The 13,036-nt window shown below is 72.3% G+C and carries 12 protein-coding genes; 9 read left to right on the top strand and 3 right to left on the bottom strand.

From position 1 onward, the window contains the following. Positions 1 to 54: 54 nt before the first annotated feature. Positions 55 to 834: an IclR family transcriptional regulator gene (locus ACFYM0_RS12470; protein WP_388499907.1), complete on the top strand. Its 780-nt coding sequence runs from the start codon at positions 55 to 57 to the stop codon at positions 832 to 834. A 117-nt stretch (positions 835 to 951) separates the two neighbouring features. Here the strand turns inward: ACFYM0_RS12470 and ACFYM0_RS12465 are convergent, their stop codons facing one another. Then, positions 952 to 2,697 carry a discoidin domain-containing protein gene (locus tag ACFYM0_RS12465; RefSeq protein WP_388499905.1) on the bottom strand — a complete coding sequence of 582 codons (1,746 nt, stop codon included), beginning with the start codon at positions 2,695 to 2,697 and terminating at the stop codon, positions 952 to 954. A gap of 17 nt (positions 2,698 to 2,714) precedes the next feature. Next, a complete protein-coding gene (locus ACFYM0_RS12460; protein WP_388499902.1) occupies positions 2,715 to 4,775 on the bottom strand; it encodes a glycosyl hydrolase family 8 in 2,061 nt (686 codons plus the stop codon). Between the two features lie 418 nt (positions 4,776 to 5,193). Here ACFYM0_RS12460 and ACFYM0_RS12455 point away from each other — a divergent pair, with 418 nt between their 5' ends. The 8 genes from ACFYM0_RS12455 (at position 5,194) to ACFYM0_RS12420 (ending at position 12,206) form a co-directional block, all read left to right on the top strand. After that, positions 5,194 to 6,063, top strand: a complete 870-nt coding sequence (locus tag ACFYM0_RS12455; RefSeq protein WP_388499900.1) for a CAP domain-containing protein — start codon at positions 5,194 to 5,196, stop codon at positions 6,061 to 6,063. A gap of 275 nt (positions 6,064 to 6,338) precedes the next feature. Then, complete coding sequence (locus ACFYM0_RS12450; RefSeq protein WP_388499898.1) at positions 6,339 to 6,902, top strand: hypothetical protein; 564 nt, start codon at positions 6,339 to 6,341, stop codon at positions 6,900 to 6,902. Positions 6,903 to 7,197: 295 nt separating this feature from the next. Further along, positions 7,198 to 7,923: a thioredoxin family protein gene (locus ACFYM0_RS12445; RefSeq protein ID WP_388499895.1), complete on the top strand. Its 726-nt coding sequence runs from the start codon at positions 7,198 to 7,200 to the stop codon at positions 7,921 to 7,923. After that, positions 7,920 to 8,555, top strand: a complete 636-nt coding sequence (locus tag ACFYM0_RS12440; RefSeq protein ID WP_388499892.1) for a TlpA family protein disulfide reductase — start codon at positions 7,920 to 7,922, stop codon at positions 8,553 to 8,555. The genes ACFYM0_RS12445 and ACFYM0_RS12440 overlap by 4 nt, the downstream gene beginning before the upstream one ends. Positions 8,556 to 8,623: 68 nt before the next feature. Continuing rightward, entirely contained in the window at positions 8,624 to 9,394 is a 771-nt protein-coding gene (locus tag ACFYM0_RS12435) for a cytochrome c biogenesis CcdA family protein (RefSeq protein WP_388500221.1), read from the top strand. Between the two features lie 92 nt (positions 9,395 to 9,486). Further along, positions 9,487 to 10,047, top strand: coding sequence for a hypothetical protein (locus ACFYM0_RS12430; protein ID WP_388499891.1), 561 nt, complete (start codon positions 9,487 to 9,489; stop codon positions 10,045 to 10,047). A gap of 27 nt (positions 10,048 to 10,074) precedes the next feature. After that, positions 10,075 to 10,806, top strand: coding sequence for a response regulator transcription factor (locus tag ACFYM0_RS12425; protein ID WP_388499888.1), 732 nt, complete (start codon positions 10,075 to 10,077; stop codon positions 10,804 to 10,806). After that, positions 10,803 to 12,206, top strand: a complete 1,404-nt coding sequence (locus ACFYM0_RS12420) for an ATP-binding protein (protein WP_388499886.1) — start codon at positions 10,803 to 10,805, stop codon at positions 12,204 to 12,206. Before ACFYM0_RS12425 ends, ACFYM0_RS12420 begins: the two co-directional genes overlap by 4 nt. Before the next feature lie 61 nt (positions 12,207 to 12,267). Here the strand turns inward: ACFYM0_RS12420 and ACFYM0_RS12415 are convergent, their stop codons facing one another. Further along, positions 12,268 to 12,900, bottom strand: coding sequence for a TetR/AcrR family transcriptional regulator (locus ACFYM0_RS12415; protein ID WP_388499884.1), 633 nt, complete (start codon positions 12,898 to 12,900; stop codon positions 12,268 to 12,270). Positions 12,901 to 13,036 lie beyond the last annotated feature (136 nt).

Below are 13,036 nucleotides of genomic sequence, written 5' to 3'. Positions count from 1 at the left end.
GTTAGCGTCCGCTACCATGCCGGTCAACAGCCGCGCAGAATCTGGAGGGTTCACATGCCCGGACCCGCGACGGATGTCGCCACCGTCAAGTCCGCCGAGCGAACGGTGCGCATTCTGGAGGCACTTGCCTCCTCCGAGGACAAGCTCACGGTCACCGAGCTGCAAGAACGCCTGGGTTACCCGCGCAGCAGCCTGCACGCCCTCGTCCGCACCCTGCGCGAGCTCAAGTGGGTCGAGGCGGACGAGACCGGCTCCGCTTTCGGCGTCGGACCGCATGCGCTGCTCTCCGGCACCGCCTACCTCGACCGCGACCCGGCCCTGCCGTACGCGCACGCCGTGATGGAGGACCTGCGCGAAGAGACCGGCTACACCGTGCACTTCGCCCGCCTCGACGACGCGTACGTGCTCTACCTCGCCAGTCGCGAGGCCCGCGGCAGTGCCCGCGCCGTCTCCCGCGTCGGACGCAGGCTGCCCGCCCACCTGACCGCGCTCGGGCAGGCGCTCCTCGCCGACCTCACCACCGAGGAGGTGGACGGCGTACTGCCTTTGAAGCTTGAGGCGTTCACCCCGAACACGGTCACCGAGCGCGCCGCGCTGCACGAGGAGCTGGCGCGCGTACGGGACCGCGGCTGGGCGCTGGAGCGGGAGCAGGGCACCCCGGGGGTCGCCTGCCTGTCGGCGCCCGTCCACTACCGGATCCCGGCCTCGGACGCGATCAGCTGCTCGATGCCGGTGGACGCCGCCACCGAGGAGGAGACGGAGCGCGTGGCGCGGGCCGTGGTGGCGCACGCCACCGCCCTCGCCGCGACGCTCCGGCGCCACGGCATCAGATAGCCCCGCGCAAGCCCCACCCGGCCCGGTCCCCGTGGGGGGCCGGGCCGGGTGGGCCAGCGGATGGGCGTGCCGGTGGATCGGTCTGCCGGTGGATCGGTGTGTCGGTGGGGCGGCGGGTCAGGGGGTGACGGGAACGTTCGTCAGGCCCGTGCCCGCGTGGGTGACGGTATTGCCGGAGTGCACGACGTTCGGGTCGGCGGTGCACTTCGAGACCGAGGTGATCTTGATGGCGTAGGCGCCCGCGCCTCCGAGATCCGAGGTGTTGCCGCGCCAGACGTTGCCGCAGCCGTTGGCGAACGAAGGGGTCGTCGACGGGTTGTGCGTCTCGTAGCCGTTGGCGAAGGTGCCGGGCGGGGCGAAGGTCCCCGTGTTGTTCTCGATGAGGTACCCGATGCCCTTGGCGTCGACCCATGAGTCGGCCGAGTTCTCCCCCGAGATCCCGGTCCCGTCGAACCTGTTGCCGCGGATCACCCCGCCCGTGGTGCCCTCCTTGACGTCGATGTGCTCCGCGGCCACGTTCGGGCCGATCCGGTTGTTCAGCACTTGGACCCGGTCCGAGCGGTCCACCCCGCCCTGGTTGCCGTGGCAGCCCCAGTTGGAGCCGGCCGAACCGATGTAGACGGCCTCCCCGTAGCCGGGCTGGACCAGTCCTGTGTGCGTGATCGTGGAGTTCCGGATCACGCCGTCGGAGGACGAGCGCCGGAAGTGCACCGCCTCGTCCTCGACGTGGTGGACCGAGAGCCCGTCGAGGGTGACGTGGTGCGAGTTGTCGAGGACGATCCCCTTCTTGGAGTCCTTGACGGTGAAACCGGTCAGGTTCCAGTACGGGGCGTCGTACAGCCACAGTCCGTACCCCGGGTCCCAGCCGCCGCCGGGGGCCGGACAGGCCGGCGCGGTGCCGGAGGGACCGTCGTTCACCAGTACCGCGGCCGCCGGCCCGGTGAGCGTGACCCGCGCCGCGGACGTTCCCGCCCGCCGGGTCACGAAGGCGCCCCGGTACTCCCCGGCCGCGAGCCGGATCGTCTGCCCGGGCTGCGCCGCCGCCAGGGCGCTCTGCAACTGGGCCGCGGTCGACACGTCCACGACCGGCCCGCCCGGGCCCGACTGGGTGGTGGCGCTCACCGCGCCGCTCGCGCCGGAAACGTTCCCGGCCGCGTCGCGCGCCGTGACGGTGTAGCCGTAGGTGGTCGAGGCGGCCAGCCCGGAGTCGGTGTACGAGGTCCCGCCGACCGAACCGACGAACGTGCCGCCCCGGTGGATGTCGTATCCCGTCACGCCCACGTTGTCGGTGGAGGGGTTCCAGGCGAGCGAGACGCTGTTGGCGGTGGTGGCCGTCGAGCGCAGGCTGCCCGGGGTGCTGGGCGGGGTGGTGTCGGTGCCGCCGTTGGCGGGGTTGCCGTAGACCTCGAACTCCCAGAGGGAGTAGCCGTAGGCGGTGGCTCGTGCGGTTCCGTACATGCGGATGTGGCGTCCGGTTCCGGTGACGGTGAGGTCGTCGGTGGCGCCGTTGCCGGTGGTGGTGGAGTAGATGTCGGTCCAGTTGGTTCCGTCGTTCGAGGTCTGGATCTTGTAGGTCTTGGCGTACGCGGCTTCCCAGTTGAGCTTTACGCGGCTGATGGTGTGGGTGGCTCCGAGGTCGATGCGGACCCACTGCGGGTCCACCCCCTCCGCGCTGGCCCACCGTGTCGAGGCGTCGGCGTCCACCGCGAGCGAGGCCGGGAAGGCGCTCGTCTCCTGGGAGGAGGCCGTCGTGGGCTTGCCGGCCGAGACCAGGCCGTCGGCGGCCCGCGCCTGGGGGAGGGTGATCAGGGAGGCGGACAGGAGGCCGGACAGGAGCAGCAGGACCGTTCCTCTTCTTCGCATGGCAACTCCTTCTCGGGTTACGGGACCCAGTGGTTGCCGGAGGCGGTGATCATGACCTGGAGCTGGATGCTCGCCGAGAAGTAGCTGCTGGTGTCGATCGGGGCGGCCAGCATCTTGTTCCACAGCGCGTCCAGCCAGGCCTGGCTGCCCGGGTCGGTCATGGCCGCGAGCGCGAACGGGGCGAAGTACGCCGCCTCGCTCCCGGAGGAGAGCTGCGTGCCGTCGAGCTTGTAGCCGATGGCGATCTTGTTCGGGTCGCCGCCCGTCTTGCTCTTGATCCAGCTGTTGACCTTGCGGGCCGACGCGAGGGACTTGGCGTCTCCGCTGGTCACCGCGTCGTCCGCGATGCGCCACGGGGTCCGGCAGGCGTTCCACCAGTAGGCGCCGTCGTTGGGGTCCTCGAGGACCTGACCGGGGGCGGGCTTGGGGGTGGTGTTGGTGTTGACGACGAAGTCGGGCAGCAGCCCGGTGTTCGGCGCGTAGGAGGCCTGCAGGTTGGTTATCTGGTTCTGGTGCGCGCTGCGGACGGTGTCCCAGGCCGCGTCGCCGGTCGCGCTCCGGAAGGCCCGGAAGTGGTCGACCATCCAGTCCGAGGTGCGGGAGATGTAGTAGTACTGGTCGCCGGAGCTGCTCCAGTCGCCCAGCTTCAGCAGGTTGGTGGACGGGTTGAGCTCGTCCTTCTTGATCGCGTTGATGTGCTTGACCGCGAGCGCCTTGTAGTCGTACGTGCCCGAACTGCCCCATTGCTTGTCGGCGAGCAGCAGTCCGTAGGCGACGTCCATGTCGCCGTCGGTCGCGCCGTCACCGCCGTTGACGCTCCGACAGGCGGTGTCCTGCTCTGCCGCGAGCAGGTTCGGATTGACCGACGAAGGGTGGTCGATCATCCACTTGGTCAGCCCGTCGAAGATCTTCTTCGCGTCCGGGTCGGCGCCGGCCATCGTCGCGGCGATCACCATGCCGTACCCCTGCGCCTCGGCCACGTACGGGTGGTCGGCGTCGGGGGAGATGACCTGGTACCAGCCGTTGCCGCAGTTCTGGCGGACGAAGGCGGACTTCCAGTTGGTGTAGTAGTCGACGGTCTTCTGGTCGAGGGTGCCCTGGGTGCCGGTCGGCTTCAGCGTGCCGGGGGCGTAGGGCCGGGTGTGGCTGCCGAACGGGACCGCGGGACCCGAGCCGCTCGCGGGCGGGGTGGTGACGCCGAGCGTGTTGCTCGCCGCGGAGGCGTTGCCGGCCGCGTCCCGTGCCTTGACGGTGTAGCCGTAGCTGGTGGAGGCCGTGAGACCGGTGTCCGTGTACGAGGTCCCGGTGGCCGATCCGACGCGTGTGGCGCCGCGGTAGACGTCGTATCCTGTCACGCCCACGTTGTCGGTGGAGGGGTTCCAGGCGAGCGAGACGCTGTTGGCGGTGGTGGCCGTCGAGCGCAGGCTGCCCGGGGTGCTGGGCGGGGTGGTGTCGGTGCCGCCGTTGGCGGGGTTGCCGTAGACCTCGAACTCCCAGAGGGAGTAGCCGTAGGCGGTGGCTCGTGCGGTTCCGTACATGCGGATGTGGCGTCCGGTTCCGGTGACGGTGAGGTCGTCGGTGGCGCCGTTGCCGGTGGTGGTGGAGTAGATGTCGGTCCAGTTGGTTCCGTCGTTCGAGGTCTGGATCTTGTAGGTCTTGGCGTACGCGGCTTCCCAGTTGAGCTTTACGCGGCTGATGGTGTGGGTGGCTCCGAGGTCGATGCGGACCCACTGCGGGTCCACCCCCTCCGCGCTGGCCCACCGCGTCGAGGCGCTGGCGTCCACGGCCTTGCCGGCCTCGAACCCGCTCGCCTCGACGGAGGAGGCGGTCGCGGGCTTTCCGGTCGACACCAGCACCGGGGTGGCCTCGGCCGGGCCGGGGACCTTGCCCGCGGACTTCAGGAAGGGCGAGCCGGGGGCGTTCGCCGCGGCGGCCGCGGCGGCCGGGGCGCTGAGACCGGCGAGACCGGTGAGGCCCGCCATGGCCGAGGCGGCGGCGACGAAGCCCGCCAGCGGGCGGTGCCAGTGGGGGTGGCGGCGGTCTCTGTGGGTGGAACTGGGCTGGTGTGCTCGTGACATCGGGCGTCCTCGGGTGAGTGCTGCGCGAGTGGGGGGAGTGCTCGGTTCGAAGCATCGGCCAATGGTTAGGAACTATTCCTAACCATTGGCCGGGAGAGTAGGAACGGAACGGGGTATCGCGCAAGACCCTGGGGTCAATCCATCAATGCGATGTGTATCCACATATGTGGATGAAGGCCCTTGTGGGGGTGGGGAGTTCGAGGTGGGGCGCGCGATACCCGGTGCCGATCGGCGGGACTCCGGCCCGGGCCGTGGGGAATCCGGGCGCCCGGACCGCTGAGATCCATCGCCGTTCCTGTGCCGAGTCTGCGGGCTTCCTTAAGGGACCTTGAAGAACGCCTCCGGGCGGCCGTTTTCGCTGGTCATCAGCCTACGCTCGGGGGCCCGTCCTTCCTTCTCGCCGAGAGGTGCCACAGGCATGAGCCGCAGCCGAACCCCCGGAGCCCCGTCCCGCATCGAGGCGCGACGGAAGAAGACGGTGCGCACGCGCATCCTGCTGTCCCTCACCACGGCGGCCGCGGCGGTGGCGGTCGGGGTCGCGGTGGCCGACTCCGACGACGGCGCGCGTGCCACCGGGCCCAACTCCGCGGCGGCGGGTTCAGGTCGTGAGGAGGCGACGGCAAGCCCCTCTCCGGCGGATCCCACCCTCTCCGCCGACGCCGCGTCCGCGAAGGGCGCGATGCCGTCCGCGTCGCCCACTGCCGGAGCCACGGGATCCGCCGCCCCCACGAAGCCGGCGGCTGCGAACAGCCCGGCCCCCGCGGCATCGACCGGGGCCGCCAAGCCCAAGCCCCCGGCCCGTACGCCCGCCGCGACCACAGGAGGCGGTTCGGGTGGTTCCGGCAGTTCGGGAGGCTCGGGAGGCTCGGGCGGTTCAGGTGGTTCGGGCGGCTCCGCCGGTGCTTCCGGTACGGAGTCCGCGGTCCTGTCCCTGGTCAACAAGGAGCGCGGCGCGGCCGGTTGCGGAGCGCTGAAGGTGAACGCCAAGCTGAGCGCCGCGGCGCGGGCGTACAGCGACACCATGGCCCGCAGCGGGGTCATGTCGCACACCGGACCCGACGGTTCCACCATGACCAGCCGCGTGGAGGCCGCCGGATACGGCTGGTCCCGCCTGGGCGAGAACATAGCCCGCGGCCAGTCGGACGCCGCCGCGGTCATGAAGGCGTGGATGAACAGCCCCGGTCACAGGGCCAACATCCTCAACTGCGGGTTCCGGGAGATCGGCATAGGCTTCCACAAGGGCGACGGCGGCCCCTGGTGGACGCAGGACTTCGGAGCGCCGAGGTAGGAACTCCCGCCCGCCACTGCCGCGCACCCACACGCCGCGCACCCACACGCCGCGCCCCCACACGCCGCGCCCCCACACGCCGCGCCCCCACGCGTCCCCCACCCACCGTGCTCGGCACACGTCCTCCGGCTCGTACACGGGCCAGGAGGGCGTCGGCGTTTCCGGCGGATCGGGGTCGGAGGTCCGGGGGGCGGGGACCGGGCCCGGCCGGCATTCCGCGGTCCTTCGGGGGGAGCCGGTGACGCGCGGGCCGGAGGGTCGGCCACTATGGGGCCGTGCCAAGAATTCCGCGCTACCTGCTCATATGGCTGTCGTGCACGGCCGCCAGCGTGACCGCCGTGCTCGCCACGGTCCAGTTCGTGGTCGGTTCGACCAGGCATACGCCTCCGGTCGCGCGGTCCGCCCCCATGGTCGTCGACACGCCGCCGGCCTGGCAGGCGTCGCAGGGGCAGTCGCCGAGCCCGCAGTCCCCGAGCGCCACCCCGTCCGGTTCCCCCTCCGCGACCGAGCGGCCGTCACCCCCTGCCTCGGCGGCCCCTTCCGTGAAGGCCCCGACGGGAACGCCCCGGACGAAAGCACCCGCACCCCGCGTCGACTGCGAGGAGGGCGGACCGGGCCTGCACACCGTCCCCTCGGAGGGCGGCAAAGTCACCGTGCGCTACGGCAGTCGCGGCGTGTGCCTGATCTCGGCCGTACCCAGCCGGGGGTACAAGGCCGGCACGTCGCAGACCGCGGACGACACCCTGACCGTCACGTTCACCAGCTCGGACCACCGCTCGGTCATCACGGCGACGATCGACCCGTCGGCGAGGGCCAGCGTGCGCGAGACCTCCTTCTGACCGGTCCGCGCCACTCGCCCCCCTGATCCCCTTGACGCATTTCACCCCTTCTGCGCGCTCATCACCCGAACCCCGGTGAAGCGGAAGGTGAGCGGTTCCTTAGGGGAACCTCAAGATCACGCCGATCCGGTTCCGGCGGCCTCCGGCGGTCCTATGCTCGCGTCAGCCGAGCGGCCTCCGGCGCCCGGGCACGACTGCCCGGAGCCCCGTGGATCCGTCGCGCCATCGGCTCCACCGATCCGGAAGGCGTCTCGCGCCTCCCGTAGTCCGAACCGTGCCTTGGGGTGTCTTCGTCATGACTTCTCGCATACTCCGACCCGTCCTGGTGACCGCGGCCGTGCTCGCCGCCGGGCTGACCGCAGCGTGCGGTCCGTCCACCCAGGCCACCGGTGCCGCGGTGCCGACGCCGGCCGGACAGCCGTCGCAGGCCCTCCCGGCCGGTACGGAGTCCGCCTCCGCCGAGGCGTCCCCGTCCGCGTCCGCCACGCCGCCGCCGTCCCCGACGGCGTCCGCGTCCGCTTCGGCCCGCACCCCGGTCGGCGCCTCGCCCACCCCCTCGCGCACCCAGCCCGCCAAGCCCGCGCCCAAGCCGTCCCGTACCTCCGCCGCGCCCGCCCCGGCGGCCCGGATACCCGGCCCCGGCTACGACAGTTCGGCCGACGCGCGGAAGCTGATCGACGCGGCGCTGCGCACGGCCAAGGCCGACGGGCGGATGGTGCTGATCGACTTCGGCGCCAACTGGTGCGGCAACTGCAAGGCGGCCGACAAGGTGTTCGCGCAGCCGCAGACGGCATCCCTCCTCGGAGCCTCGTACCACCTGGTCAAGGTGGACATCGGCGGCAACAGCTCCGCCAACTCCGCCCTCTTGCGCAAGTACAGCCCCTCCGGCGGGACGTACAAGATGCCCGTCCTGGTCGTGGTCTCGCCGTCCGGCACCGTGCGCACCGACACTCACGTCACCGGCAATCCCGCCCTGACCTCGGACGGCATCGGCTCCTTCCTGCGCAAGTGGGCGTCATGAGACGGGCGGTCCGGCGCCCGGCCGCCCTGGCCGGTGCCGGCCTCGCGGTGGCGCTCGCAGGGTGCCTCTACGCCGCCGCGGGCGCCGCCTCCGACGGCGGCGGCAGGGACGGCAGGGACGGCGGGGAAGCGCCCGGCCGGGGGAGCGCCGCAGTCAGGCCCATGTCCGCGGCCGCGGTCGTGGATTTCGGCCTCCGGCCGCCCGCGCCCGCGCTGGCGGGCGCCGACCTGGACGGAAAGCCGGTCGGCCTCGCCGAGTTCCGGGGCCAGGTCGTGGTCCTGAACGTCTGGGGATCGTGGTGCGGCCCCTGCCGCGCGGAGGCCGACGACCTGGAGCGGCTCAGCGGGCAGACCCGTGCGCAGGGCGTCCGGTTCCTCGGTATCAACACCCGCGACCGGGACCGCGCGGCGGCGCGGTCCTTCGTGCGCGCGCACGGCCTGGGATTCCCCAGCCTCCACGACCCCGACGGCGAACTCCTGCTCCGCTTCCCGCCCGCGCTCCTCAACCCGCAGACCATCCCCTCGACGCTGGTGATCGACCGACGCGGCCGCATCGCCGTCAGCATCGGGGGCGCGGTCACCGACGAGGAGCTGAGGCCGCTGCTCACTCGTGTCGCGCAGGAGACGTCATGACGGTGCTGACCGGCGTGACGGCCCTCGCCGAAATGGCGGCGGTCACCGACATGGCGAGGGTCACCGACATGGTGGCGCTCGCCCCAGCGGACGCGGCGCCCTCCCTCCTCCACGGGACACCGGCCGTCGCCGCCCCCGTGGCGTTCTTCGCGGGACTCGTCTCCTTCCTCTCGCCGTGCGTACTGCCGCTCGTGCCGGGCTACCTGAGCTACGTGACCAGCCTGTCGGTATCCGACCTGGCGGCCGCCCGCGGCGGACAGCGCGGCCGCATGGCGACGGGCGCGCTGCTGTTCGTCCTGGGCTTCACGACCGTCCTGGTCTCCGGAGGCGCCCTGTTCGGGTACGCCGGCCGCACCCTGCTGGCCCACCAGGAGGTGGTCACCCAGGTGCTCGGCGTCTTCACGGTGCTGATGGGGCTGTCCTTCATGGGGTTCCTGCCGGGTTTCACCCAGCGGGAGTTCCGCAGCCACCGGCGGCCCGTGCTCGGTCTGGCGGGCGCCCCGCTGCTGGGGGCGGTGTTCGCGGTCGGGTGGACCCCGTGCATCGGCCCGACGCTGGCGGCCGTGCAAGCACTCGCCTGGAGCGAGGCGAGCGCGGCCCGCGGGGCCCTGCTGATGGCGGCCTACTGCCTCGGGCTGGGTCTGCCGTTCATCCTCGCCGCCCTGGCCTTCCGCCGGGCCCTGGGCGCCTTCGGCCTGGTCAAACGGCACTACCAGTGGGTCCTGCGGACCGGCGGCGGCATGCTCGTCCTCGTCGGCGTCCTGCTGGCCACGGGCGTGTGGAACGACCTGGTGTACCGGCTCCAGTTGTGGAGCGCGGCGTACACCACAGCCGTCTAGAGCCGGCCGAACCCCTGCACCGAACCCCTGCACCGAACCCCTGCACCGCCCCCCTCCCCGCATCCCTCCCTCCCCTGACGAAAGCACGGCCGATGAACGTGTCCCCGTACGCGCACCACTCCCGCAAGGCCCGCCTCGCCGCCGCCCTGCTCTCCCTGGCCGCGCTCACGGCCTGCGGCGGGCAGCCCGCCGAGACCGGCCCGGCGCCCACGACGAGCTTCACCGAGAACGGGGTCACCGTCACGCTCTCGGTCTCGGAGTGGCATCCGCCACGGGCCACCCTGACCGCGGTCTTCACCCCCGAGGAGAAGGGGTTCCACCTCTACAGCACCGAGCTGCCGGCCACCGGTATCGAGGGCGTGGGCCGGCCGACTTCGATGGCCGTCACCGGCGTCCTGCGGGCGGACGGGAAGCTGACGGCCGCGGCGGACGTACGGACGATCAGCGTGCCCGGCGTCGACGCCCCGGTCCCCGTCTACCCGGACGGGCCCGTCACCACGACCCTTCCCGTCCGCCTGGACGGCAGCGGGGAGGCGACCGTACTGCTCGGGTACGCGAGCTGCAGCACGGAGGAGGGCTGCACCATTCCGGTCTCCGACCGTCCCGTCCACCTGCACGTCGGCGACGGGGTGCCGGCCTTCGGCGACCGATAGGAACGAGCGTTCACCTAAGGTGTGCCCATGCCGAGCGTCCTGGTCGTCGAAGACGACCCCAGCATCCGCCAGTCACTGATCGAAGTCCTGGCGGAGCACGGGTATGCCGTGCGCAGCGCGGGCGACGGGTTCGGCGCCCTGCGCGAGGTCACCCAGTCGCCCGTCGACGCGGTGGTCCTCGACCTGGGGCTGCCCGACCTGGACGGAGGAGACGCACTGCGCATGATCCGGGGCATCTCCTCCGTTCCCGTTCTGGTGGCCACCGCCCGCGACGACGAAGCGGAAATCATCCGGCTCCTCAACGCGGGCGCCGACGACTACCTGGTCAAACCCTTCTCCGGGGGGCAGCTCGTCGCACGGCTCTCCGCCGTCCTGCGCCGCACCAGCCACCTGCCGCCTGCCCATTCCGCGCACGGCGCCCGGGGGCCGCGTCCCGCGGCGGCGGACGAACCGCTGCGCCCCACCACGGTGGGCGAGCTGGCGGTGGACCCCGGGGCGCGCACCGCGTACCTGTCCGGCCGCGAGCTCCGGCTCACCCGGCGCGAGTTCGACCTCCTGGCCTTCCTCGCCCACCACACCGGCCAGGTCGTCTCCAAACGGCGGCTGCTGACCGAGGTCTGGCGCGAGCCGTACGTGGACGACCAGACCGTCGACGTGCACCTGTCCTCGCTGCGCCGCAAGCTCGGCGAACGCGCGGCCGCCCCGCGCTACCTGCTGACCGTACGCGGCGTCGGCATCAAGCTGGTGGCGCCGCGGTGAGACGCTCCCTGGCCGGAGTGGCGCTCGCCGTCACGTCCATGGTCGCCCTGTCCTTCCTCATACCGCTGGCCGCCCTGGTGATGTCGCTCGTCAAGGAGCAGAGCGTCACCGCCGCCGAACAGCGGGCCGCCGCCCTGGCCCCCGTACTGACACTGACCACGGATCCGTCCGCGCTGCGGGAATCCGCCGCCAGCCTGGACGCGGCCGAGTACGTGGTCGTCCACCTGCCGCAGGCCCCCGCCCTCGGTACCTCCCGGGCCCCCGCGGCCCTGCTCGAACGGGCCCAGCAGGGCCGCGAGTCCATATCCGAGCGGATTCCCGGCGGCTGGATCTGCCTGCAGCCGGTGGTACTGCCCGGCGACCAGGTCGCCGTCATCGAGAACTTCGTCCCCGAACAGGAGCTGACCCGCGGGGTCACGGCCTCCTGGGCGGTCATGCTCCTCCTCGCCGTCGGGCTGGTCGGCGGTTCCGTACTGGTCGCGGACCGCCTCGGCGCCAAGGTCGTCAGGTCCTCCAAGAGGCTCGCCCATGCCTCCCAGGACCTGGGCCAGGGCAATCTGGACGCCCGCGTGGACCCCATGGGCCCCAGGGAACTGCGCGAGGCCGGCATCGCCTTCAACACCATGGCCCACCGGATGACCGAGCTGCTCGCCGTCGAACGCGAACTGGTCGCCGACCTCTCCCACCGGTTGCGCACCCCGCTGACGGCCCTGCACCTGGCGACGGAACGCATGGCCGGCTCACCGGAGTCGGCCAGGGTCGAGGCCGCCGTCTGCGCACTGGAAACGGAACTCCGGGCCATCATCACCGCGGCCCGGACCCCGCTCGCCGTTGGCCCGATGGGGCAGGGCATGCTCGGCGCGGAGGCGAGTACGGCCCACCAGGCCACGCGCCCGGGACCGGCCGGACCCCGCTGCGAGGCGGCGGACGTCGTACGCCGCCGGACCGCCTTCTGGGCCGTGCTGGCGGAGCAGCAGAACCGCCCCTGCTCCCTCGACCTCACCCAGGAGTCCGCGGCGGTGGGCCTTTCCGAAGACGACGTCGCGGCCGTGGTGGACGCCCTCATCGGCAACGTCTTCCGGCACACCCCGCCCGGTACTCCGTTCGCCGTACGGGTCGCCCGTACCGCCCAGGCCGTGGAACTGGTCGTCGAGGACGCCGGCCCGGGCATTCCGGAACCGGACCAGGCCCTCTCCCGCGGAAGCAGCACCGGCTCCTCGGGGCTCGGCCTCGACATCGCCCGCAGGGCCGGCTCCGTCACCGGCGGCTCGGTGCGCATCGCCCGGGGGCCCCGCGGCGGAGCCCGGATCACCGTGGTCTTCGGCCTGGCCGCATCCCAGCCGTCCCGGCGCGGGCCGCGCGCCTCCCGGCGCCGTACGGGGTGGCCGCGCGGCCGGTGAAGCTCGCGGACGTCCCGGACGCCCCGTGGCGGCTCGCGGCTGCCCGGCGCGGCCCGCGCCGTCAGACGGCCGGGCCGACCGGAGCGACCGCGGGGAAGACGGGGGCGATCCCGAGGGCCGGCGCGATCGCCCGCCAGATCGTCGACTGTGCCGTGTCGAGGTCGATCCGGGGGTCCTCCAGCATCAGACGGTTGCCGAGGCCGTCGCACAGCGCCAGCACCAGGTTGCCGACCTCGGCGACGTCACAGTCGGTGAACTCTCCGGAGGAGATGCCCCGTTCCACGACTCCGGCGACCCACGCGTGCAACTGGTCGTACAGGTCGACGGCGAGCTGCCGGGCCGTGCCGTCGCGCAGGGCGCGCACCCACAGCTCCTGCCAGAGCTTCCAGTCCTGGCGGAGCTCGGCGTCCGTGGGCAGCATGCTCCGTACGATCCGGGCCAGGACGGCGGCAGCCGGGAGCGAATCGTCCTCGCTGCCCGTGTCCGTGCCGGTCTTGGCGAAGGAGTGCGTCATCGCCTCGGCGAAAAGCTTCTCGCGGGTGTCGAAGTGGTAGTGGAGCAGGGCCTTCGAGACCCCGGCGGCCTCGGCGACCTTGCGCATGCTGACGTGCTCGAAACCGATGTCGGCGATCACTTCGCACGCGGCCGTGAGGATCCGCTCACGCGTTTCGAGTGCCTGCTCGGCCTTGGTCACGTGGGCTGCTCCCCGTGTCGGCACCCGTCGGTCGGGTGCGTGGGTGGGTGGAAGGGCCCCGGCGGCCCCGCCCGCCGGACCCCCATCCTCGCGCATGGGGACTGCGGGTTCCGGCCGCCGGGGCACCGAGGTCAGG

Source organism: Streptomyces sp. NPDC006487 (assembly GCF_042870555.1).
Lineage (GTDB): Bacteria > Actinomycetota > Actinomycetes > Streptomycetales > Streptomycetaceae > Streptomyces.
Note: the sequence above shows the minus strand (reverse complement) of the source record. Positions and strands in the feature narration are given on the sequence as shown.